The organism is Enterococcus sp. S183_ASV_20, assembly GCF_018919685.1.
Lineage (GTDB): Bacteria > Bacillota > Bacilli > Lactobacillales > Enterococcaceae > Enterococcus > Enterococcus faecalis.
Genome location: NZ_JAHLRI010000020.1, coordinates 1 through 24,421, shown reverse-complemented (window position 1 = coordinate 24,421; position 24,421 = coordinate 1). Strand labels below are relative to the sequence as shown.

General features: G+C 36.4%; 16 protein-coding genes and 3 pseudogenes. 17 read left to right on the top strand and 2 right to left on the bottom strand.

What is annotated here, in order from left to right; translation table 11 throughout:
* Nucleotides 1-261: 261 nt before the first annotated feature.
* Entirely contained in the window at nucleotides 262-2,268 is a 2,007-nt protein-coding gene (locus KQI94_RS08765; protein WP_002387003.1) for a KUP/HAK/KT family potassium transporter, read from the top strand.
* Between the two features lie 69 nt (nucleotides 2,269-2,337).
* Here KQI94_RS08765 and KQI94_RS08760 read toward each other — a convergent pair whose 3' ends face one another.
* Nucleotides 2,338-3,036, bottom strand: coding sequence for a helix-turn-helix transcriptional regulator (locus KQI94_RS08760; protein WP_002381295.1), 699 nt, complete (start codon nucleotides 3,034-3,036; stop codon nucleotides 2,338-2,340).
* Between the two features lie 125 nt (nucleotides 3,037-3,161).
* Between KQI94_RS08760 and KQI94_RS08755 the strand changes: the two genes are divergently transcribed.
* The 16 genes and pseudogenes from KQI94_RS08755 to KQI94_RS08675 all read left to right on the top strand — a co-directional run bounded on the left by KQI94_RS08755 (nucleotide 3,162) and on the right by KQI94_RS08675 (nucleotide 24,178).
* Nucleotides 3,162-5,306 carry a heavy metal translocating P-type ATPase gene (locus tag KQI94_RS08755; protein WP_002368137.1) on the top strand — a complete coding sequence of 715 codons (2,145 nt, stop codon included), beginning with the start codon at nucleotides 3,162-3,164 and terminating at the stop codon, nucleotides 5,304-5,306.
* Between the two features lie 123 nt (nucleotides 5,307-5,429).
* Entirely contained in the window at nucleotides 5,430-6,854 is a 1,425-nt protein-coding gene (locus KQI94_RS08750) for a helix-turn-helix domain-containing protein (RefSeq protein ID WP_002368138.1), read from the top strand.
* 68 nt (nucleotides 6,855-6,922) lie between these two features.
* Nucleotides 6,923-7,834 (top strand): aldo/keto reductase, encoded by a 912-nt coding sequence (locus KQI94_RS08745; RefSeq protein ID WP_002355754.1) that lies wholly within the window; start codon nucleotides 6,923-6,925, stop codon nucleotides 7,832-7,834.
* A 187-nt stretch (nucleotides 7,835-8,021) separates the two neighbouring features.
* Nucleotides 8,022-10,670 carry a DNA polymerase I gene (gene polA / locus KQI94_RS08740; RefSeq protein ID WP_002355755.1) on the top strand — a complete coding sequence of 883 codons (2,649 nt, stop codon included), beginning with the start codon at nucleotides 8,022-8,024 and terminating at the stop codon, nucleotides 10,668-10,670.
* Nucleotides 10,671-10,769: 99 nt separating this feature from the next.
* Nucleotides 10,770-11,612, top strand: a complete 843-nt coding sequence (mutM, locus tag KQI94_RS08735) for a DNA-formamidopyrimidine glycosylase (RefSeq protein ID WP_002355756.1) — start codon at nucleotides 10,770-10,772, stop codon at nucleotides 11,610-11,612.
* Entirely contained in the window at nucleotides 11,609-12,208 is a 600-nt protein-coding gene (gene coaE, locus KQI94_RS08730) for a dephospho-CoA kinase (protein ID WP_002390402.1), read from the top strand. The genes mutM and coaE overlap by 4 nt, the downstream gene beginning before the upstream one ends.
* Nucleotides 12,209-12,387: 179 nt before the next feature.
* Entirely contained in the window at nucleotides 12,388-12,870 is a 483-nt protein-coding gene (nrdR, locus tag KQI94_RS08725; RefSeq protein ID WP_002381296.1) for a transcriptional regulator NrdR, read from the top strand.
* A gap of 15 nt (nucleotides 12,871-12,885) precedes the next feature.
* Nucleotides 12,886-14,295, top strand: coding sequence for a DnaD domain protein (locus tag KQI94_RS08720; RefSeq protein WP_002364727.1), 1,410 nt, complete (start codon nucleotides 12,886-12,888; stop codon nucleotides 14,293-14,295).
* Nucleotides 14,295-15,224, top strand: coding sequence for a primosomal protein DnaI (gene dnaI / locus KQI94_RS08715; RefSeq protein WP_002368139.1), 930 nt, complete (start codon nucleotides 14,295-14,297; stop codon nucleotides 15,222-15,224). Before KQI94_RS08720 ends, dnaI begins: the two co-directional genes overlap by 1 nt.
* 81 nt (nucleotides 15,225-15,305) lie before the next feature.
* Nucleotides 15,306-16,514 (top strand): hypothetical protein, encoded by a 1,209-nt coding sequence (locus KQI94_RS08710; protein WP_002390400.1) that lies wholly within the window; start codon nucleotides 15,306-15,308, stop codon nucleotides 16,512-16,514.
* A 13-nt stretch (nucleotides 16,515-16,527) separates the two neighbouring features.
* Nucleotides 16,528-18,048, top strand: coding sequence for a membrane protein (locus KQI94_RS08705; RefSeq protein ID WP_002390399.1), 1,521 nt, complete (start codon nucleotides 16,528-16,530; stop codon nucleotides 18,046-18,048).
* Nucleotides 18,038-19,621 carry a hypothetical protein gene (locus tag KQI94_RS08700; RefSeq protein WP_002361342.1) on the top strand — a complete coding sequence of 528 codons (1,584 nt, stop codon included), beginning with the start codon at nucleotides 18,038-18,040 and terminating at the stop codon, nucleotides 19,619-19,621. The genes KQI94_RS08705 and KQI94_RS08700 overlap by 11 nt, the downstream gene beginning before the upstream one ends.
* Nucleotides 19,618-20,920, top strand: a pseudogene (locus tag KQI94_RS08695) (glycosyltransferase). The gene KQI94_RS08700 and the pseudogene KQI94_RS08695 overlap by 4 nt, the downstream one beginning before the upstream one ends.
* 14 nt (nucleotides 20,921-20,934) lie before the next feature.
* Nucleotides 20,935-23,001: a cellulose biosynthesis cyclic di-GMP-binding regulatory protein BcsB gene (locus KQI94_RS08690; protein WP_002368143.1), complete on the top strand. Its 2,067-nt coding sequence runs from the start codon at nucleotides 20,935-20,937 to the stop codon at nucleotides 22,999-23,001.
* Nucleotides 22,991-23,851 (top strand): annotated as a pseudogene (locus KQI94_RS16790) (diguanylate cyclase). The gene KQI94_RS08690 and the pseudogene KQI94_RS16790 overlap by 11 nt, the downstream one beginning before the upstream one ends.
* Nucleotides 23,852-23,866: 15 nt before the next feature.
* Nucleotides 23,867-24,178, top strand: a complete 312-nt coding sequence (locus KQI94_RS08675) for a hypothetical protein (RefSeq protein ID WP_002368147.1) — start codon at nucleotides 23,867-23,869, stop codon at nucleotides 24,176-24,178.
* Nucleotides 24,179-24,224: 46 nt separating this feature from the next.
* On the opposite strand, the pseudogene KQI94_RS08670 reads toward KQI94_RS08675, so the two are convergent.
* Nucleotides 24,225-24,421 (bottom strand): annotated as a pseudogene (locus KQI94_RS08670) (pyridoxal phosphate-dependent aminotransferase); the annotation flags it as partial.

The window sequence follows — 24,421 nt, the reverse complement described above, 5'->3', positions numbered from 1 at the left end:
GTTTCGACTGCTGCCCCACTTATTTTTGATTTTCCTTTTTTCAAAATAGGTGGGTTTCTTATCTAAGATGAACATTCTCTAATAAAAAGACTTGCTAAACGATTTAAAACGTATTATAGTGAGTAGCATCGTTAGTCAAAAAGCGCTTTTTGACTAATGAAAAAGATATATAAAACGTTATATAATAAAGAGTTTTAAAAGTTTTTATGGAGCTGTTGGTTAAACTAAACGAAGTCATTTCTTTTGTAGGAGGAAAGTATTGTGTTACACAAAGCAGAGGGGTTTGATCGTCGGAAATTTACGATGGCAGGGATCTTAGTTGCCATGGGCGTTGTCTATGGAGATATTGGAACGAGCCCTTTATATGTAATGAAAGCCATTGTAGGAGATAATGGTGGCTTGGCACGGGTTTCTGAATCGTTTATTTTAGGTTCGGTCTCATTAATTTTTTGGACATTAACTATCTTAACCACGATTAAATATGTTGTTATTGCTTTAAATGCTGATAACCATGGAGAAGGTGGGATTTTCTCTCTTTATACATTGGTTCGAAAAAAAAGTAAGTATTTGATTATTCCCGCAATGATTGGCGGCGCCGCTTTACTGGCTGATGGCGTTTTGACCCCAGCTGTGACAGTGACGACAGCGATTGAAGGCTTACGGGGGATTCCAGCATTTTTTGAACGTTTTGGCAATGACCAAACGATTATAGTGGTTATTACGTTGACGATTATTTTAATTCTTTTTTCTGTTCAACGATTTGGAACAGAATTGGTCGGGAAAGCTTTTGGGCCGATTATGTTCTTGTGGTTTACTTTTTTAGGCATCATTGGTTTAATGAATTTTAGCCAAGATTGGACGGTTATTCGTGCATTAAATCCATATTATGCTTTGCAATTACTAGTCAGTCCAGAAAATAAATTAGGTCTATTTATTTTAGGTAATATTTTCTTGGCTACAACTGGTGCTGAAGCTTTATATTCTGATTTAGGGCATGTAGGAAAAATGAATATCCGCATTAGCTGGCCGTATATTAAGATTTGTTTGATTCTTAATTATTTAGGTCAAGCTGCGTGGTTGTTAACGGTCAAAGAAAACCCTGAAATGCAGGCATTAGCTGAAATTAACCCATTTTTCCAAATGATTCCACGAGGTATTCTCGTATTTGGCGTTGTTTTTGCAACAATCGCCGCAGTGATTGCTTCGCAAGCGTTAATATCAGGTTCGTATACTTTAGTTTCTGAAGCGATTAAATTGAAGTTATTACCAAGACTTAAAATTATTTATCCTGGGAGCAATATCGGTCAAATGTATATTCCGGCGGTAAATTTAATTTTGTGGCTAGCTTGTTCAGCAATCGTGCTGGCTTTTAGAACATCGACACACATGGAAGCTGCGTATGGTCTATCGATTACGATTACGATGTTAATGACAACCATTTTATTGTTGTTTTATCTTTTGGATAAAATTCCAGCTTGGTCTGCGTATCTAATTTCCTTGTTCTTTGCTGCCATTGAAGTTGTCTTTTTCTTTTCAAGTGCTGCGAAGTTTTTCCATGGTGGATATGTTGCTGTGGGAATGGCAGTCTTCTTGTTATGCATCATGATTATTTGGGAACGCGGCAACGAGATTAAGGAAGCGACGGCGGAACAAGTGTCGTTGAAAAAATATGTACCACAACTTAAAGCTTTGAAAGAAGATACATCTGTACCTATGTATCAAACCAACGTGGTCTTTTTAACCTCCGATCGAGTGGATGGCGAAATTAATCGTAATATTATTTATTCGATTTTGGACAAACAACCAAAACGAGCGAATGTTTATTGGTTTGTTAATGTTCAGGTAACAGATGAACCCTTTACTCAAGAGTATTCTGTTGATATGTTAGGGACTGATTTTATTGTGCAAGTTCAGCTATATTTAGGCTTCCATATTTCTCAAGAAGTGAATGTATATTTAAGACAAATTGTTCATGACTTGATGAAAACAGGCCGCTTGCCAAAACAGCCACAACGTTATTCATTAACGCCAGGAAGAGAAGTTGGCGATTTCCAATTTGTATTAATTCAAGAAGAATTATCTAACGTTTCTGAACTGAAAAAATGGGATCGACAAATTATGCAGGCAAAATTAGCTATCAAAAACTTAACTACCTCTCCTGAAAGTTGGTTTGGCTTGGAATACAGTGAAGTCAAATATGAATCCGTTCCTTTAATCATTGGCCCACAACGGAAAACGCACTTAGTCGAACGAAAGAATCGTTCATAAATAGAAGAAATTTAACTAAAAGATTGAGCCTAAGTCCTTGAGATACATGGCTCAATCTTTTTTGTAGAATCAGAGTAAATACTGTAATTCCACAAAGAATTCATTTAAAAGCGTTTGGTCTTTAAAGGAATTCATCCGCTTAAAGATGGCCAGTAAGACTTCTTTTTGTGGCTCAGTTAATTGATCTACTTTTAACAAAGGAAGAAAAGCGATAATCAGAGAATAATCCAATTCTGGATTTTGAGAATGTGTAAATAATTCATGGAGTTCTGACAAAATAAACGGATGATAATAAGATTGGTCAGACTGTTCTTCTGCAGTTGTTGGTTCATAAATAGAAATACTCTCTTGGGAATGAGAGGGGGCTTCTACTGTTAAAGGAAAAGCATAAAAGGACTGCTGTAACTTTTGCGCTTGAATCATAATTTTTAAGGAATCGTGATAGGATAGCTGTTCTTCAGATAAACGTCCCATCAACTGAGTAAAAAAAGGTGGTTTTAGCAGTTGTTTATTTTGAAAATTTTCTTTTAATAGCTGGCGCACAAATCGATCGAAATCACCATAAAGTAGCCAATCTACTGTTGTGTCACAGGCTTTAGCGATTTTTTTTAAGTATCGTTTATTGGGTAAATTCAAACCTAGTTCCCAGTTACTAATTGTACTTCCACTAGATAAACCAATTTTATTGGCTAAATAACGTAAAGTGTACTTCTTCTTTTTTCGAGCTTCACGCATGCGCGCCCCGACTTGCTTTGTAGTAATTTTCATTGAAACACTCCTTTTGTAATAAATATGAGGATAAGGTGTTCTTAAAATATACATACGCAAAATTCGGCTCTTTTTTTTTCTAAACTAAAAAAAGTAATTATTTCTAACAATTTTCATCTTGTGCTATGCTTAAGATGAAAATACTTAAGAAGAGAAGGGATCATATGTCAGCAAAACATAATCATGAACAACACCAGGAAAAACAGCCAACAATGTCCCACGATAAAATGAATCACATGAATCATGATATGGCGCATGAACAAATGGCTATGTCACACCAACATGAAGGAATGAAGGGAATGGACCATTCAATGCATATGGGGAATTTTAAACAAAAATTCTGGCTGTCATTGATTTTAGCTATTCCGATTATTGTTCTTTCACCAATGATGGGTTTTCAATTACCTTTTCAATTTACTTTTCCAGGTTCTGATTGGTTGGTCTTAATTTTAGCAACTGTGCTATTTTTTTATGGTGGACAACCATTTTTAAGTGGCGCTAAAATGGAATTACAGCAAAAGAGTCCAGCAATGATGACGTTAATTGCGATGGGGATTTCGGTATCATATTTTTACAGCTTATATGCGTTTTACATGAATCATTTTACGAATCAGGACCACGTGATGGACTTTTTCTGGGAATTAGCCACTCTGATTGTTATTATGCTTTTAGGCCATTGGATTGAAATGAATGCTATTTCTAATGCTGGTGATGCCTTGAAAAAAATGGCTGAACTGTTACCTGACACAGTCAAGCGAATGACTGAACATGGGGAAGAAGAAATTCCTTTGCAAGATGTCCAAGAAGGCGATCGCTTGATTGTTCGTTCGGGAGATAAAATTCCGACAGATGGTAAAATTTTGAAAGGAAGCACAACAGTCGACGAATCGATGGTTACAGGGGAATCAAAAACAGTAGAAAAAAACATTGGCGACTCCGTGATTGGTGGAGCTGTCAATGGCAACGGAATGATTGAAATTTCAGTAACTGGCACGGGTGAAAATAGTTACCTGTCAAAAGTTATGGAGATGGTTAAACAAGCGCAATCGGAAAAATCAAAACTAGAATCCATTTCAGACCGTGTAGCCAAGTGGTTATTCTATATTGCCTTATTCGTAGGTGTGTTAGCATTTATCGGTTGGTTACTCGTAACGAAAGATTTGTCTCTAGCATTTGAACGAATGGTTACAGTTTTTATTATTGCCTGTCCCCATGCGTTAGGCTTAGCAATTCCTTTAGTGATTGCTAGAAGTACCTCCATTGCTGCTAAAAATGGCTTACTTTTAAAAAATCGGAATGCATTAGAACAAGCCAATAAGGTTGAATATGTGTTGCTGGATAAAACTGGAACTTTAACAGAAGGACAATTTACAGTTACTGGCTTAGAATTAATGAGTAAGCAGTTTACTAGAGAAGAAGCACTTAAATATATTGGGGCATTGGAAAAAAATGCAAACCATCCGTTGGCAATTGGGATCATGAATTATTTAAATAAACAAGCCGTTCAACCTTATGAAGCCCATAATCTGCAAGCTTTATCAGGCGTAGGACTGGTTGCTACTGTTCAAAACCAAGAAGTCAAAATAGTCAATGAAAAAGAAGTTGCACGGTTACAGTTAACCTTCGATGAAACAATTAAAACAAACTATCAAGAGCAAGGAAACACCTTGAGCTATTTAATCATCGCTGGTCAATTAGTCGCACTGCTTGCTTTAGGAGATAAAGTCAAACCAGAAGCTAAAACATTTATTGCAGAGTTACAAGCGCAAGGAATTACGCCAGTCATGTTAACAGGGGATAATCAAACAGCTGCCAGTGCAGTTGCTAATTATTTAGGAATGAAGGAATACTACGCAGAGCTCTTACCAGAAGATAAAGAAAAAATTGTGCAACAGTATCTTACTGAGGGGCATCAGGTCATGATGGTAGGAGACGGTATTAACGATGCACCAAGTTTAGCCCGTGCTTCAATCGGCATTGCGATAGGCGCTGGTACAGATGTAGCAATTGATTCGGCAGATGTTGTACTGACGGATAGTGATCCTAAAGATATTTTAAGGTTCTTAGATTTAGCCAAACAAACACGACGTAAAATGATCCAAAATCTTTGGTGGGGAGCTGGGTACAATATTGTCGCCATTCCTTTAGCGGCTGGGGTTCTTGCACCAATTGGGATTGTTTTAAATCCAGCTGTAGGTGCTGTCTTGATGTCATTAAGTACAATTATTGTAGCAGCAAATGCTATGACACTGCATATTTCAAAAAAATAATTCGATATAATTGTAGAGAGCGGAAAGTAATCAATACTTTTTGTTCTCTATTTTTTTCTTCTTAAAAAAATTTTTGCCTTATTTGACGTATTCTTATAACAAGGGAGTGAAAGGGGACGATATATGGATTTCAAGGAATTATTGTCTTTTGAACATAAAAATATGTTGGAATTGTTGGATTTACTGCAACAAGAGCAGACATTTTCTGTTTTGATGGCTGCAGAAAAACTAAAGGTGAGCGACAAAACCATCCATTGTTACATTCAACGTTTTGAAAAAAAGCAGGAAACGTTTAAGATAGAAGGGCTTTGTAAGATTTATACAACGACCAAAGGAATTGTAAAATATCGTGAATTATGCGTTTGTGGCTTGGCTCGATTTAGACAAAAATTTTGTTATTTTATTCCCGAATTTTATATTTTACGTTGTCTAATTGAAGAGCGAATCAATTATGCGCAATTGACCCAGGTATTGGGATTACAGGAATCAACTCTTCGGAAGAAGCTGTCTAATATTCGACGTTGGCTAGTTAATTTTGATATTATTGTACGTCAAAAACATTACGATTTAACTGGCAATGAATGGCAAATTCGACAGTTAATCCTTTGTTTTTATTTGTTTTTTCAAGAAAACTGTCTGGAAGAAAACAGAGACATGACTCGGAAAATCATTACCTTTTTTGAGTTGGATTTAAATGTAGCACAACAGAATCATCTTAGTTGGCTAATTTATATTTGGGAGAAACGATATAGAGGCGGGCATGAAATTTTAGTGCCAAAGGCTAATTTATTTCAACAAACAAGTGCTTTTTTTTATTTATTTCGTGTGGAAGTGTTGAGCACTTCTTTTATGTCTCTTAAAGAACAAAAAGCGTTATTTGTGATTCTTGAAGCACATTTTGGTGGTTGCTTTGGCAAGAGAGCGCGAAAGTATTTTATTCATGAGCAAATGAAAATAGAAAGTTTATGCTTAAAAACAGCTATTTTTATTATGAAAGAAATTAGGAGAAATTTTACACAACATCATTTTAACTATCAAGAAATTCATTTATGTCGATTTTTAAGTACGCATATGAATAGTTTATTAGACGGACAAGCATGGTTGCCAGCTCATAAACAGGAACAAACACTCGCTGCTCGTTATCAACAAACCTGGCACAGATTACAAAAACTTATTAGGCTTTTAAAACGCCTATATCCAGTCTTTACTTCAGTAAAAGAACGGGAATTGACGAGTTGCTATTTTTATCACATCCTAGATTTATTTAACCCGATTTTATATGAAAAAAAATATATTATTTGCCTATTGACGGACTTTCCTCCAGAAAAGGAACGAGCGTTGGGGCAATCTATAAAAAGCTATTTCAGTGAAAAAAAGAATATTACAATTATTCATGGAAAACCAACGTATCAACTTCACCAAGCACACCTCTTAATTGTCAATCATTTGTTTCAGATGAACGTAGCGCTTTCTTCTAAGACAGTGGTTTATTTGCCAGAGGAATTATCTCCTGCTTTTTTTGAAAAAGTCGAAGCGAATCTACCGTAAGAAGTCCAATTTTGTCTAAATAGTGTTAAAATGAAGAAGTAAGAGGAATGGATGAGGAGGATATTAAAATGAAACAACTGCAATTTGGTACAAGTGACGAAACAGTTTCTTCGGTTATCTTAGGATGTATGCGCTTAAATGGTGCTGAAAATCCTCAACAGGTAATTGAAACTGCTTATGATCATGGCATTACATTTTTTGATCACGCCGACATTTATGGTGGCGGCGACTGCGAAACCATTTTTGGTAAGGCCTTAAAAGAAAGTACCATTCGTCGTGAAGATATTTTTATACAAACGAAATGTGGGATTCGTCAGGGCTTTTTTGACTTTTCAAAAGCACATATTTTAGAAGCGGTCGAAGGGAGTTTACAGCGTTTAGGTGTAGATTCAGTCGATGCATTATTGTTGCATCGTCCAGATACTTTAGTGGAACCAGAAGAAGTAGCTGAAGCTTTTCATTTATTAGAAAAACAAGGGAAAGTTCGCTATTTTGGTGTAAGTAACCAAACGCCAGGACAAATTGAACTTTTAAAAACAGCTGTTAAACAACCGTTATTAGCCAATCAATTACAATTTGGCATCAAGCATACTGGCATGGTGGATCAAGGCTTACAAACAAATATGGAAATATCAGGAAGCATTGATTATGATCATGGTATTTTAGATTATTCACGGTTGAAACAAATGACTATTCAAGCATGGTCGCCGTACCAATATGGTTATTTTGAAGGTGTCTTTATTGGAAATGAAAAATTCCCTGAGTTAAATCAAAAATTAAGCGAATTGGCTGAAAAATATCAAACAACGCCAACTGGCTTAGCCAGCAGCTGGATTCTGCGCCACCCTGCTAATATGCAAGTCATCGCAGGAAGTATGAATCTTGGTAGAATTGAAGAAATTGCTAAAGCAGCAGACATTGTGATTAGTCGCGAAGATTGGTACGATATTTATCGTGCAGCGGGAAATGTTTTGCCGTAAAAAGATTCTCATACTTGTGAAGATCCAGCGTGTATTGCTGATTGATTTTGGTATTTGATATAGTTGTCACTAAGGAACTATGTCAAATACCTTTTTCTTTCATTCGGCAATCTCCGTCTACTGCAAATTCTGTAGTTTTTTGTTAAAATAGAAAGGAAACTAGTTTGCTAAAGATGAGGGGAAAAAAATGACCAAAAAAAAATTATTACTCGTTGATGGAAACAGTGTAGCCTTTCGTGCATTTTTTGCGCTACATAACTCATTAGAACGATTCAAAAATAAAAACGGCTTGCATACAAATGCTATTTATGCGTTTAACAATATGTTTGAAAATGTAATGCAAAAAGAAATGCCTACTCATGTTTTAGTCGCTTTTGATGCAGGGAAAACCACATTCAGAACAGAATTTTATTCAGAATATAAAGCCGGACGTTCAAAAACACCGGGGGAATTTAAAGAACAAATGCCGTATATTCGTGAACTTTTAGAAGGTTTAGGCGTAAAATATTATGAACTACCTAACTATGAAGCAGATGATATTATTGGTACATTAGCCAACAAAGTTGATAAAGATGAATTTGATGTTGTCGTGTTATCAGGGGACCGAGATTTGACACAATTAGCGACGGACACTGTCAAAGTAGATATCACTGTTAAAGGAGTTAGCGATATTGAATCATATACGCCTGAGCATATTGCTGAAAAATATGATGGGTTAACGCCTAAGCAAATTATTGATATGAAAGGGTTGGCTGGCGACACGTCGGATAATATTCCAGGTGTAACGAAAATCGGTGAGAAAACCGCGATTAAGCTGTTAAAACAATATGGCTCAGTTGAAGGGGTTTATGAGAATATTGATGAAATGAAAAAAAGCAAAATGAAAGAAAACTTGATTAATGATAAAGAGCAAGCCTTTCTTTCTAAACGTTTAGCGACAATTGAAGTCAATGCACCAGTCGAAGTCAATGTGGAAGACTTGGCATATGAAGGAAAAAACTTAGAAAAATTGGTTCCTTTTTATAAAGAAATGGACTTTAAACAATTTTTAGCTAAGTTGGACATTACAGAAGAACCTGTTGAAATGGAAGATATTTTATTTGAAGTAGTCGAAGATCAGTTAACCAATGAAATGTTTACAGACGATATGGCTCTTTATGTTGAGATGATGGAAGATAACTATCATACGTCACCGATTGTCGGCCTTGCTTGGGGCAATAACAAGAAGATTTATACCACGAATAATTTAGCTGTTTTTGAAAGTCAGCCATTTATCGACTGGTTGATGGATGAGACACGTAAAAAAAATGTCTACGATGCAAAACGGACATATGTTGCGTTAAATCGCTATGTAGGAAAAATGACAGGGATTGCCTTTGATGTTTTATTGGCTGCTTATTTACTTGATACCAATGACAATAACGCGGATATTGAAGGCGTAGCACAACATTACGGATATGATGCGATTCAATCTGATGAAGCCATTTATGGAAAAGGGGCCAAAAAAGGCTTGCCAGAGGACGAAGAAGTTTTCTTTGGTCACTTAGCACGTAAGATTAAAGCAATTCAATTTTTAACAAGCAAATTAGATAGCGAATTAACAGAAAAGAATCAAGCTGATTTATTCTATAAAATGGAATTACCACTTTCTCGTATTTTAGGCGATATGGAAATAACTGGAATCCGTGTTGATGCCACGCGCTTAAAAGAAATGCAGGTAGAATTTTCAGAACGTCTGAAAGAAATCGAAGAAAAAATCTATGCAGAAGCTGGCGAAGAATTTAATTTGAACTCACCTAAACAATTAGGCGTTATTTTATTTGAAAAAATGGGCTTACCTGTGATCAAAAAGACGAAAACTGGTTATTCAACAGCGGTGGATGTTTTAGAACAACTAAAAGAACAAGCACCAATTGTGGCAGATATTTTAACTTATCGTCAAATTGCCAAAATTCAATCAACCTATGTTGAAGGACTCTTAAAAGTAATTCAGCCAGATAATAAAATTCATACTCGGTATGTACAAACACTGACCCAAACAGGACGGTTAAGCTCAGTAGATCCCAATTTACAAAACATTCCTATCCGTTTAGAAGAAGGCCGAAAAATTAGAGAAGCCTTCGTACCAAGAGAGGATAATTGGTTGATTTTCTCTTCTGATTACTCTCAAATTGAGTTACGTGTGCTCGCACATATTTCTAATGATGAGCATTTAAAAGAAGCGTTTGTGGAAGGACAAGATATCCATGCCAGCACTGCAATGCGAGTTTTCGGTGTTGAAAAAGCAGAAGATGTCACACCTAACATGCGTCGTCAAGCTAAAGCAGTGAATTTTGGAATTGTCTATGGTATCAGTGATTATGGCTTGTCCCAAAACTTAGGCATTACTAGGAAGCAAGCACAACAATATATTGACACCTATTTTGAAAAATATCCAGGCGTGAAGCAGTATATGGAAGAGATAGTCCGCGATGCCAAAGACAAAGGCTATGTGGAAACATTGTATCATCGCCGTCGTTATTTAAGTGATATTAATTCAAGAAACTTTAATCTACGTTCGTTCGCTGAACGTACAGCGATTAATACACCGATTCAGGGAAGTGCCGCAGATATTTTAAAAATTGCGATGATTGAAATGGCGCGTCGTTTAAAAGAAGAAAAATTACAAGCGACAATGTTATTACAAGTGCACGATGAATTAGTTTTTGAAGTACCAGAATCAGAATTAGAACAATTAAATCAACTCGTCAAAGAAGTGATGGAGCACGCAGTTTCCTTACATGTGCCACTTATCACCGATAGCAGTTGGGGAAAAACATGGTATGAAGCAAAATAATAGCTTACCCATTAAGAACGATGAATAAAATAAGGATAAGTAGGATCTGGACGTTGATATCTAAGCGTTCAGACCTCTTTATATAAAGGAGCAAAAATAATGCCAGAATTACCAGAAGTAGAAACAGTGCGAAAAGGACTTGAAAAACTTGTTGTAGGAAAAACCATTCAAGAAGTCATTGTTTTTTGGCCAAGAATTATTGAATCACCAGAAGTTGATGTATTTCAAGGTCAATTAGCTGGTCAAACGATTGAAGGGATTGAGCGAAGAGGAAAATTTCTGATTTTTAAATTGTCTGATAATGATATGATTTCTCACTTACGGATGGAAGGAAAATATGAGTTTCATCAGGCTGATGATGAAATTGCCAAACATACCCATGTAATGTTTACTTTTACAGATGGCACGCAATTACGTTATTTAGATGTACGGAAATTTGGCCGTATGACATTGGTTCCTAAGAATCAAGGTCATCAATATAAAGGGATTTTAGCTTTGGGCCCAGAGCCAACACCAGACGTTTTCCAATTAGCTACTTTTCAACAAGGCTTGAAAAAGCATCATAAAGCAATTAAGCCATTGCTGTTAGATCAAAAGCTAGTGACGGGCTTGGGGAATATTTATGTAGATGAAGCACTTTGGCAAGCGCAAATCCATCCAGAACAACCAGCAGATTCCTTAAAACCTGCGGAAGTTGCTACGTTGTATCAAGCAATCATTGACGTCTTGGCACGCGCTGTTGAAGCAGGTGGAACCACCATCCGCACCTATCTAAACGCGTTAGGAGAAGCAGGGACTTTTCAAGTAGCGTTGAATGTCTATGGGCAAACAGGCTTACCTTGCAATCGTTGTGGTACGCCAATTGTTAAAACAAAAGTGGCACAACGTGGTACGCATTATTGTCCACAATGCCAACAATTGAAAGGTCGTCGATTGAAATGACAAAAGTTTTAGGCATTACAGGAGGGATTGCGACAGGTAAAAGTACGGTTGTTGCTCTTTTTAAAAAAGCGGGTTATCCAATTGTTGATGGCGACATTATCGCCCGAGAAATTGTTGCAAAAGGGCAACCAGCCTTAGCCGCAATCGTTGAAACTTTCGGACCAGAAATAGTATTAACAACTGGTGAATTGGATCGGAAAAAGTTAGGACAATTAATTTTCGCTAATCCTCAAAAAAGAGAGCTATTAAATGAAACGTTGAAACCTTTTTTAAGAAAAGAAATTTTACGTCAAATTGAAGAAGCTAAAAAGAAAGCCGCCCTTGTTATTGTTGATATTCCTCTGCTTTATGAAGCTCATTATGAGGCGATTATGGATCAAGTTGCTGTGGTATATGTACCAGAAAAGATTCAAAAAGAGCGTCTGATGGCCCGAAACCAATTAACAGAAGAAGAAGCACAACAACGAATTGCTAGCCAATGGCCGATTGAAATGAAAAAAGAACGAGCAGATATCGTGTTTGATAATCAAGGAACTAGAGAAGAAACGGAACAACAAGTGAAGAAGTGGCTAGAGGAACAAACTGAAGAGAAGTGAATATTTTTTTAATGACGTAAAATGTTTTGAAAATTTCAGAAAAAACAGTGAAAGTCTTTGTTTTTATTAAAAAATGGCAAAGATTCAACGAAGAACCAGTTCTAAAGACCTAGTAATAGCGCAATTTCATGTTATAATATAGGCAACAAAAATTATACAGAATAGAAGAGGTGAACGTTATGCGTTGTCCAAGATGTCATCATAATAATTCCCGTGTTATTGATAGCCGTCAAGCAGATGATGGACGTGCAATTCGCCGTCGTCGTGAATGTGAAAATTGCAGTTATCGGTTCACTACATTTGAAAGAATTGAAGCGGCGCCATTACTTGTAATCAAGAAAAATGGGGATCGTGAAGAATTTAATCGTGATAAAATTTTGCGTGGGCTCATTCGCTCTGCGGAAAAAAGACCCGTTGCTATGGAACAAATGGTTCAAATTGTCGATAATGTTGAAAATCGAGTGCGTAGTTTAGGGGAAAATGAAGTCTCTACAACGCTTATCGGTGAATATGTGATGGAAGATTTAGTCAATCTAGATGAAATTGCCTACATCCGCTTTGCGAGTGTTTATCGACAATTCAAAGATATGAGCGTGTTTTTGAAAGAGTTACAGGACATTGTCGACAAAGCAAAATCTTCTTCTCCTGACTCAGAAAATTAAAAAGGAGGTCTTTCTTTGAAAGGAAATCGGCAAAGAATCCAACCAAAAAATATTTTTCAAGCGGTTATTGATTCACCGCTTTCTGATCAAGAGAAAGAGGTTTTAACCTTTTTATATCAACCAATTGTCGGCGCCAATGCGTTTAGTTTATATTGGCTTTTGTTATCTGAAACAACAGACTCAGAGGAGAATGGCTCGCTGTTTCATGCAGATTTAATTAGTTTGCTGGACTTGAGTTGCCAACAATTAGAAGAAGCTTGCTACAAATTAGAAGGCATTGGGTTGCTAGAAACGTATAAAAAAACAGATCGGGAATTAGGAGATTGTTATTTATATTATTTAAAAGCACCTGAAACAGCCGCTCGTTTTTTTAAAGATGAAGTGTTAGCTTTAGTGTTATTTAATCGGGTTGGACAACGGAAATTTGATCAATTAGTGCAAAAGTTCCAACCGCATCCTACTAAAACAGAGGGCTATCAAAATGTTTCCGCTAGCTTTCAAGAGGTTTATGCCTTTAAAGAAGAACAAATTGTTTCCGAAGCGAACCGATTGACAACGATTCAAGAAACTTTTTCTCAACAAGAAAAATCGAAGAAAATTTCTGTATCAACGGATTCTTTTGATTGGCACTATTTTGTGGAAGGTTTGCACCGTTTAGGCTTACAACTGCCTGAAGATGAGGCTAGTTTTCAAGAAGAAGTCTATGTTTTTCATCAATTATATGGCATCAATGAGTTAGATATGGTAGACTTTGCTTCGAAATCATTTGACTATTATACAAGTCGAATTTTGCCTAAGGAATTAGTGCGAACGATTCATCAAGCGTTTGATCCTGATAAAAAACCACAACCAACAAACGTAGTGACAAACAAGCAAGCACAATTGACGGTGGAAGAGCAACAAACGTATCGATATAACACATTAAAAATGAATGGTTTTTCTGAACTGGATATTCAAATGATTATGGATAGTGAAAAGAATCCGCCTATTCAATATTTAGAAGCTTTAAAAAATAGTCGAGGCGGCTATACGACACCACAAGAACGTTCATTAGTGAAATATTTGGTTGCCAAATCAGGCTTACCGACTAGTGTGATTAATATTTTGATTAACTATGTTTACAATATTCAACAACAACCGACTTTAAAAGCGGAGTATGTGAATCGAATTGCGAATGAATGGGGACAAAGTGGCATTCATTCACCAGAAAAAGCAATTGAACATGTCAGAGAATTGGCAAAACAAAGCCAAACCAAACAAAAACAGCGACAACAAAATTATTCAGGGAAACGCCAAACTGTTCGACAAGAGCGATTGCCAGAATGGGCAGATCAGCCAAACGATGAAACAAAACTTTCCCCAGAAGAACAAGCCGAGTTAGATCGACAAATTCAAGAATTTTTAAACCAAGGAGGTGACCAATGATGGAAGACGTAGGAAAAGAAATGTCAAAAATTATCCAGAAGCGTGACATCAATGAACGATATGAAGAACTGGTTAACGAAGTATTGAAAGATCAAGATGTTCAAGCCTTTATACAAGCAAACCGAGAGCGTTTAAGCGATGAAGATATTCGTAAAAGTTATGCTAAGCTGTATGAATTTGTTCAAGAAAAAAAGAAATTTCAATTAAACGATCCGGCAATGATTGCCCCAGGCTATGAGCCAAGATTAATGTTGAATTTTCATTACATTGATGTAACGTATGTCCCAACGGCTGATTTAATCGCCCGTCAGAAGGAAGAAGAAATTCGCAATCGAGTAAGGGCAATGGAAATGCCAAAAGATGTCCGAGAAGCAAATTTACGAGATTTCGATCCATCTTCTCAAGGTCGAGCCAAAGCGTTAGCAGAAGCAGTGCAATTTTTAAGAGAATATCCTGCGACACCAAAAGAATTTCATAAAGGGCTCTATTTACAAGGCCCCTTCGGTGTAGGAAAATCTTTCTTATTAGGTGCGATGGCTAATGCTTTAGCAGAACGTGGATTTACTACGACAATTGTTCATTTTCCAACATTTACAGTAGAAATGAAGCAAGCCATTGGTCGCGATCAAGTTGGTGAAAAGCTCGATGCAGTAAAAAAATCCCCTATATTAATGATTGATGACATTGGTGCGGAATCCATGACTAGTTGGATTCGTGACGACGTTTTAAGCGTAATCTTGCAATACCGAATGCAAGAACAATTAGTTACTTTTTTCTCTTCCAATCTAGATTTAAAAGCTTTAGAAGAGCATTTAACCGTGACGCAACGAGGAGAACAAGAGCCGCTAAAAGCCAGACGAATTATGGAACGTGTGCGTTATCTGTCAAAAGAGATTACGATGACAGGAAATGATCGACGAAACGGTTAAAGCAATCCTTTTATTTTTATGGATTGCTTTTTTTCTTGCGCTTGAAGAGGTAGCGTAAGTTTCGCAAAAACAAGTACTTTTGTGTACACTGACAATAAAGAAGTGAGGAAAAGAGGCGTAACAATGAAGAGAAAACTTTGGATTTTTATTGGGGTATTCGTGGTGCTTCTGGGAGGATATTTTCTTTTGTTTAGAGAAAAATCCTATAAAGTAGAGGTGGAAAAAGTGAATCCAAAAATTCAACGCTTAATGTCGACAGACAAACAACATTTTTTAACAAAACATGAATTTCACACAAAAGAAACCGCTGAACGCAAAGATTTGTTGAAATTTTTTATTGAAACCCGGCTCAAAACAGACGGCGGTTTTTTAACCAATTATTTACCAGATGCTGAACGCAAAGATGTCGCCACAGGACATGAGTTGCTAAGTGAGTCTTCGGGTCTATATTTGCGTAATTTAGCTTTTGATACGCAGGGACGTTTTGATAATTTTTACAAGCAGACGAAAGACACCTTTTACGACGGCGTCCAATTTAGTTACCGAATTGACGAGCAAGGCAATAAATACAATGTCAATGCCTCGATTGATGATTTACGGATCATTCGTTCATTAATTGAAGCAGGGGGGCATTTTAAAACAGATCAGTACGATCAAGAAATTAAAAAATTAGGCAAGAGTTTTATGGAAACCTCTATGAAAGATAATATTCTAATTGATTTTTACGATAGTAAATCAAAACAACAGTCTTCAGAAACTTCTTTGTTTTATATTGACTTAATTACGCTGGGTTATTTATACAAAGAATTTGGGATTTCAGCAGACTACTTGCAGTATCATTACCAATTAATAGACGATGGCTATATTTCTGATGATTTACCTCTTTATCAAACGAAGTTTAATCATCAAACAAATAAATACGAAAACAACGGAACACTTAATATTATTGAATCTTTATTAACGATTGTTCATTTAAGTGAAGTGGGTATGGCGAAGCAGACTAGTATTGATTTTGTGCGAAAACAAGTTCAGCAAGGGACGCTTTTTAACTCGTATGATTTAAATGGATCGCCCGTGGATAAAAATCAATCTGCAGCTAGTTATGCGATAGCGGCTTTAATTGGTGTTGCCGAAAATGACAAAGAGTTGTATCGTGCGGCAATCACAGTACTTAATAATTTTCAAATTATGGATTCAAGCAGTCCGATTTATGGAGGATTTGGTGATAAAGTTACGAAACAAGTCTATTCCTATAATAACTTAATGGCTCTTTTGGCCTATGATTTCTAGATGAGGTGAAAGCATGGAAAAGATCAAAAAACACATGAACTCGGCTTTTGAATGGTTGAGTCGTTATATTTCTCCAAGTCTTTTGGCCGTTTTAGGGATTGGGTTAGTGACAAGCATTTTGTTATTTGTTTATCCGATTAATGGCTTGGGAGATAATGGCGAGTATTTTCGTGTGTTAAATTCAAATAGTCTTTATCGTGTCAATGGTGATAGCTACGACAATGTGGCCTATTTTGTTAAGGACTTTTCAATTATGCGTTATTTTAATGAAACAACGACGCACTTTGTTTCCACTCAACAATTTTTCATCACCATTGCCATTTGGCTTAATAAACTTTTTTATAGTCAAACACTTTTCGATATTCGTTTCTTAGGTTTCGTTTATCTTAGTTGTTTTTTAGTGTCAATTTATATTCTGGTACGAGGCTTAACCGAAGGCGTATCTTTGAAAAAAAGTTATCTTATCTCCTTGTTGGTTATTTTCATCTTGGGGGATACCTCCTATACGATTTATTTTAATTCCTTTTATACAGAAGCGACGAGTTTTTTACTTTCTGTGAGTGTCTTAGCATTTTCAGTCTATTTTTATCGGGTGACGAAACCACGAACTTGGCTCAGAAGAATAGTTTTAGTTATCTTGGCACAAGCAGTAGTACTTTTAATAGGAACAACACGCCAAGAATATTTGCTGATTATTGGCGTAATTATTGCTGGATTAGGATTTTTTGTCTACTTGTCACAACGTTACCAACGATTGTCAATGACGGCCTTTTTAATTGCGTTGATTGGTTTTACAACGTTAGCAGCTTTTATCGTTCCTAACGATATCTATGAACGTGATGTCTACCACAGCATGACGCGCGGTGTAATGAAGGATAGTAAGGTTCCGGATAAACGGATGTCAGAGGGCGGAATCAACCCGCAATATGGGTTGCAAAAGGGACGTTCCTACTTTGAAGAATACAGTCCTGTATCACCAACTTCTGAACAAATGAAAAAAGATTTTTTTGATAAAACGAGTTTCGGATGGGTGTTATTGAATTATTTAAATTATCCATCTGAATTATGGCAAGGACTGAATTCAGCGGTCCCAAATGTTTACTTAGTAAAGCCTAATAATGTGGGGAATTTTGAGAAAACGACGGGGCGTGCACCGCTGGAACAATCTAAATTTTTTATGGTGTATAACCGTATTAAAGCCAGTTTTTTCCCTAAAAACTTTGCTTTCTATCTATTATTAGGCGTGATTCTGTTTGGTTTATATGGCGTTGGTTTATACAGAGGAATCAAGAGAAACGAACCCAGATTAGTTTTTCGCTTCTTTTTAATGACAGGGATTTATCTTAATTTATTAGTTGTTTTCATTTCAACAATTATTATTGATGGGGATAGTGACTTAGTACGTCATTTGTTTTTAGTCTCAGTATTTTTAGATTTTCTCTTGTTACAAATTGTTTCTGATGTTATTGGTAAACGAATGTGGCAAGATACAACACCACAAGTCATTGGGGAGGTAGAGGGAATTGAAAAATAAACAATATCTTATTGGCTGGGTGTGTTTCTTACTCTTTTTCGTTTTTTGTGGCTTTGCCAAACCGGCGCTGGCTGCACCAAGTAAACATGTCTTACTTGTCTATGACAGCTTGAATATTGCTGGGAAAAAAGAAAATGATGTGGATGCTTTACAACGAGTGTTGACGAGTTTTGGAGTAGAAGTTCAGAGTGTGGCGGTGTCAGATTATGTGCCTGGCGAATTGCTAAATGATGGCTATGACAGTTTGATTTCTATGGTGAATTGGCCTGAACAAGCCGGCGTTATTGCCTCTGATTTTCTAGCAGATCGAGTTCATTTTAAAGGCAAACAATTACACATTGGTCGAAACATGCGTGACGATGAAAAACAATATTTTAGCGGTACGTGGAAAGAATTAAGTCATCGTCAATATCGGTTAGAAGATGAAAAAAACCGCTTTTCTCAAGTATTGCCTTTTCAAGATCAATCAGTTGTGCTGGAAAATACGCAAGGTCAGACGGTTGGCCGATTAAAAACACAAGAATTAGCACCAGAAGAATATCCATTTGGTGTAATTGAGAATGGGCATGCTTTTCTACCAATGTTTGAACGCAAAGGCGCTGTTTTTTTAGAAAGCTTGGACGTAATTAGTCAATGGCTGGAAAGTGAAAAAATGTCACGTCCGTTTTTGACGATTTCTGATTTTAACCCGTTAAGAGATATGTCTGTGGCAACCTATTTGCAAGAAGAATTAGTTAAAACCACGTATCCTTATATTTTATCCAGTACGAGCGTTTCACAAAACAATACGATTTTACCTTATAAACTATTTACGAATGCGTTACGTGCGTTTGCTTCGACGGGGGTTATTTTCTTAGAAACACCGGTCGTTAACAATGTTGATTTAAATGACCAACGTGCTTTGAAACAATTGATGGAGCAGCAGATTAGTTTATTGGTCGACAGACATGTCTATCCAGTAGGCATTTCTGCTCCAGGATACTGGAATCAAGACCTTCAATACCAAGAGGATGGTCTAGCAATTAGTGATACAGTGATTCTAAGAGAAAATCCGCCGATTGAACGCGTTTTTTATCGGAACCAAACGGGAGAATCAATCACTTATAAGAATGCTTTGTTTGATTTACCGTATGATTATTTATCGGGGATTGAATGGACGGATAAAGATAATCCGAATGACTATCGATTTCCAATGCCGACCACCATTAGTTTTTCATTTCCAAATTCTAAAAAAGAAGTGGATCATCTAATTCAAGAAGTCAAGGAAGCACCAATAGTGTTTAGTGTTTCAGAAGCGGATCAACATTTCACTGTTCAAACACAAACGCAGAAAATCGAATTTCGGAATAATCGGTTCTTCTTAAACAATCAAATTGTCAATGGTTTGGCTGATACAGGGGCCTCAACAGTTGAAAAACAACGATTTACAGGGTTATTTTCATTCTTTTTTAGCATCACAAATAATATTTTAGTTGGCGTTGTTACACTGACTTTAATCATCCTGATTATTTTGTTTATGATTGGACGAAAGAATTATCGGTCGAAATATATTAATAAGGAGGAAGACAAATGACCATTGCTGACATTGTAATGTTAACAGCAACTATCATTATTTGGAGTCTACTAATTGTAAATATTCTCTTAGTTATTTTTGGCTATGTTTATTATTTAAAAACAGATCCTGTCGCACCACCACCTGTAGAGGACGAAGACGCGCCGTTTGTTTCAATTATGGTGCCGGCCCATAATGAAGGAATTGTCATTGTGCGGACAGTTGAAGCGTTATTGAATTTTAATTATCCGCGTGCGGACAGTTGAAGCGTTATTGAATTTTAATTATCCGCAAGATCGCTATGAAATTATTGTGATTAATGACAACTCAAGTGATAATAGTGCTGAGCTTTTAGCGAACGTCCAAAAAAAGGCGGTTAATCGAAATTTGCAGATTATTAATACAGACAATATAACAGGTGGGAAAGGTAAGTCTAATGCCTTAAACATTGGTTTCAAGCAAGCCAAGGGGGACGTGATTGCCATTTATGATGCGGACAATACACCTGAACCGAATGCACTCCGTTATTTAGTTGGAGAGTTAATCGCTAGTGAGGAATACGGCGCGGTTATTGGTAAATTTAGAACGAGAAATCGCAATGCAAGCTTGTTGACACGCTTTATTAATATCGAAACACTGGCCTTTCAATGGATGGCACAAGCCGGTCGTTTTCAATTATTTAAGTTATGCACGATTCCTGGCACAAATTTCATTGTTCGTCGTAGTATTATTGAAGCCATTGGCGGCTGGGATGACAAAGCGTTAGCCGAAGATACAGAAATCAGTTTCCGCATCTATATGATGGGCTATAAAATTAAGTTTCAACCAAAAGCAGTGACGTGGGAGCAAGAGCCACAAACTTTGTCAGTTTGGTTCCGACAACGGACGCGATGGGTCAAAGGCAATATTTATGTCATTGTTAAAAATGCTAAATTATTGTTTAATCCTAAAGCGAGTCGGATCCGTTTTGATATTTTATATTTCTTGTCCATTTATTTTCTCTTAATGACATCGCTCGTTTTGTCAGACATCATGTTAGTTTTATCAATGTCTGGTTACTTAACAACGACCCTGCAAGGATTTAGCAATTCCTTGTGGTTGTTAGCGATTTTGTTATTTATTTTCAGTACTTTTGTCAGTATTACAACCGAAAAAGGCGAAATGACTTTAGAGAATATCTTAATTATTGCCTTGATGTATATTACATACAGTCAGATGTGGCTAGTAGTCGCCGCTTATGGCATGGTGATGTATATTAAAGAAAATGTTTTTCATAAACAAACACAAACAAAATGGTACAAAACTGAACGATTTAAATAAGGAGGAAACGTGCAATGAAACAAAAAACAGTCACTTTAATAGGGTTGTTCTTTCTGGCAATTCTGATTGGTGTCGCAAGTCCGACCGTATACGCCGAAAACAAAGAACAAGACAACCATACCTTTACACAACCTTTTCAAAATAAAACAATCTCTTTAACAGGTACTTCTGTCCGTAGCACCATGTATTTTACAAAAATTGATTATTGGGACGTAAAAAAAGCATCATTCAATATGACCTACCAAATCACACAATTAAAAAATAATCAGACCTCAGATTTAACTGTGGCGGTTAATGGTGTGAAGTTTTATTCTTGGCGTCCTGAAAATACGACTGGTATTCAACAAAAGACGATTGAAATCCCTTTGGAACTGATTAAAGAGACAAATACATTGACTGTTGAGGGCCAAATTATTAATCAGGCAGGAAACGACATGTATAATTTAATTGAAACTCCAGCAAATTGGTTAACGATGTATGAAGGATCTAACGTAAACTTCCAATACGATTTACAATTACCAGAGAATACAATTCATTCTTTTTATAATCATTTTGTGGGAGCAGACACGATTGCAAATAAACACAGTGTTATTTTGACACCAGAAAATGCATCGGAAAAAGAATTAGCTGCAGCGACCCATGCGTTAGCTGGTGCTGCTCGTTTGATTACTACCTCAGAAGAATTGTTGCCAATGGCTTCTTTGAACAAAGAACAGTCAGCACCCTATCAGTTGATTATTGCCAGCTATGATAAATTACCAGATCAGTATAAAAGTCAAATTGATAGCAAACGTGTGGCGGACCAGGCTGTCTTAAAATTTTTCAATCAATCAGATAAGCATGTTTTAGTAGCTACTTCTAAAGATGAGGACTTACTTGTTCGTGCAGGACGTTATTTAGCAAACTATGAATTAATGACCCAAACAGATAAAGAAGAGACAACAGTTGATGAGAATACCGATACGTTTAGTTCAACTTTAGAATTTGATGGAAATTATCCATTAACCTCAACGGGGGACAAACTAGAAGGGGCCTATCACCAAGAACAAACGTACTTTGTCAATTTACCAGTGGATCGAAACAATGCCAATGGAAGTCGCGTGCATTTACATTTTAAATACGCTGAAAACTTAGATTTTGATTCTTCTTTAGTGACGGTCTATGCCAATGATAAACCAATTGGCAGCAAGAAATTAACCGCTGCTCGTGCAAACGGTGATGAATTAAATCTCGAATTTCCAAAGAACTTAGAAATTGCTGATAGTTTTGTTTTAAAAGTTGCTTTTGATTTGAATGTTAAATCACCAGAAGTTTTACGAAATGGTCAGACTCCATGGGCCTTTATTGAAAATAATTCGAATGCGTTTATTCAAACAGAAGAACTGAATGACATATTATTTAACAACTATCCGAACATTTTTATCAGAAGCCGTTCTTTTGCTGATTTAGCGATTTTATTACCAGAAAAAATGGACGACAACTATTTTAAAGTGTTGACCAATTTATTTAACTTAATTGGTAATTATGCCGAAAGTAATGTCGGTGAGATTACGTATTATAAAAAAGCGCCTAAAAATGCGGCATTAGAAAATCATAACTTGATTATTTTTGGTACGCCTAAGGATAATCCGATGATTCGTAAGTTAAACGATCAGTTATATTTCCATTATGATAAGGACTTCACACGTTTTGTTTCAAACGAGAAACTGAGTATCGAAAAAGATTATGGTAAACAAATCGGTACGGCGCAGCTAATGTTTTCTCCATATAATGCGAAAGCCGCGGCGTTAATCTTAACGGGAGCTAAATCACAAGGTGTCTTTTTAGCCTCTACACAAGTGAATACAGAGAAGAATACTTCTATGTACAAAGGAGATGCCATTGTAGTCGATCCGAACTATCGTCGCTATGATTATCGTTTCAAAAAACGTGTAAGCAACGTTAGCAACGAATCATTAGGTAAACGAATTGTCAATAATCATAAATTAATGATTTATCTATTTGTCTTCTTAATTGGTATGACCATTATTGGATTAAGTGCGTTCTTCATCGTGAAGAAGAATTTGAAAGGTGGGGAATAGAGTGAATCAAAAACGAGTGACCTTACTTTTGGATGTAACTTTGTTGGTAGGAATTGTTTTGGTTGTCGGCACAACCATCTTTATGGCCTTAGGAACGAACGATTTCTTTGTTGACTTAAGCTGTCTATTAATTTCAGTTATCTTAATTATTGTCACCTATTTTGTAGGAATTACAGCGGGGTTAACATTTTCGCTTATATTTATTTTTCTACAATTGACTTATGTTGTATATCAGTATGTCTATCATGATTTGTTTAGCTATGGCTCATTATTTTGGCTAATCATGCCGCCACTCTACTGTTTAACAATCTATGCAGTGACTTATCAAATTCGTATGATTCAAGAAGAAAATATTCGTTTACGTAAAGAAACTTCTCAGTTAAATGCGTTAGATGCAGTAACTAATTTAAGAACAGCAAAAATGTACTAGGAAGGATTCGATTTATTTTCTGACATTTCTACACGTTATGAAGCGCCGTTATATTTAGTCGTGATTCGAGTGGCCTATTGGGAAAGTATTCGTAACTTATTAAGTTCTGAACAAAAGAATGAATTGCTACAAATCGTGACAGCGGCGATTAAAGAGACAACGGATGATCGCTTCTTACCATACTTTATCGACGGCACACCGCCGACTTGGGCGTTATTAATTTTCCGCGATGGGGATGACGGATACACTACTAGAAAAGAATTCAAACAACAAGCTCAAGAGAAATTTGCCCATTCTGAAACCTTAAGGAATATTACTTTGACATTACAAGTTTCCTATACCAAATATGATCCTGCCGAATTTAACAACGCTTCAGAATTTTTAGGGGATGGAATTAATTCTCTTCAATATGATGTTTAAAAAGGAGGCAAACAAATGACTGAAAAAATTGCTGTTTTTACAGGGAAATTAGCAGAGGCTGGTGTGTTAAATGAGACACAGCCATTGTCAATGCGATTACATTTAGAAAATATCCAAGCAGAAAGTGATCCAGAATCTATTGTGCCCTTATTTTCTCATGGGGTAATTTTAAACATACTTGTTGAACAGTTAGAGGAAAGTATCCCACTGACTCACTTGAAAAAAGGGACCAAAGTCCGTTTCACAGTCGTGGGCTTGCCACCGATGACTATGTCGATTCCACCGCATGTTGGTGGGCAAGCGATTGAATTGATAGAAGAAATCTAAAAAGCTTCTGCATTAGCTATGATTATTAGCTAATGCAGAAGCTTTTTTATTCAAAGGTCATTCTTTCAATTCGATCGAACGCTTCCTTTAATAAATCTAAACTTTGTGTTGCGGCTAAACGAATGTACTCATCGCCCGTTGTTTCACCAAATGCTTTTCCAGGAATCACTAATACTTGTGTCTCTTTTAAAAGCTTTTCCACAAAAGGAACGGAAGTTAGTCCGGTTTTTTGAATGTTAATGA

Bases quoted from the DNA above. Each gene is read 5' to 3' on its own strand.
- KQI94_RS08760 (WP_002381295.1), bottom strand. From the start codon at position 3,036: ATGAAAATTACTACAAAGCAAGTCGGGGCGCGCATGCGTGAAGCTCGA.
- KQI94_RS08755 (WP_002368137.1), top strand. From the start codon at position 3,162: ATGCTTAAGATGAAAATACTTAAGAAGAGAAGGGATCATATGTCAGCA.
- KQI94_RS08750 (WP_002368138.1), top strand. From the start codon at position 5,430: ATGGATTTCAAGGAATTATTGTCTTTTGAACATAAAAATATGTTGGAA.
- KQI94_RS08745 (WP_002355754.1), top strand. From the start codon at position 6,923: ATGAAACAACTGCAATTTGGTACAAGTGACGAAACAGTTTCTTCGGTT.
- polA (WP_002355755.1), top strand. From the start codon at position 8,022: ATGACCAAAAAAAAATTATTACTCGTTGATGGAAACAGTGTAGCCTTT.
- mutM (WP_002355756.1), top strand. From the start codon at position 10,770: ATGCCAGAATTACCAGAAGTAGAAACAGTGCGAAAAGGACTTGAAAAA.
- coaE (WP_002390402.1), top strand. From the start codon at position 11,609: ATGACAAAAGTTTTAGGCATTACAGGAGGGATTGCGACAGGTAAAAGT.
- nrdR (WP_002381296.1), top strand. From the start codon at position 12,388: ATGCGTTGTCCAAGATGTCATCATAATAATTCCCGTGTTATTGATAGC.
- dnaI (WP_002368139.1), top strand. From the start codon at position 14,295: ATGGAAGACGTAGGAAAAGAAATGTCAAAAATTATCCAGAAGCGTGAC.
- KQI94_RS08705 (WP_002390399.1), top strand. From the start codon at position 16,528: ATGGAAAAGATCAAAAAACACATGAACTCGGCTTTTGAATGGTTGAGT.
- KQI94_RS08690 (WP_002368143.1), top strand. From the start codon at position 20,935: ATGAAACAAAAAACAGTCACTTTAATAGGGTTGTTCTTTCTGGCAATT.
- KQI94_RS08675 (WP_002368147.1), top strand. From the start codon at position 23,867: ATGACTGAAAAAATTGCTGTTTTTACAGGGAAATTAGCAGAGGCTGGT.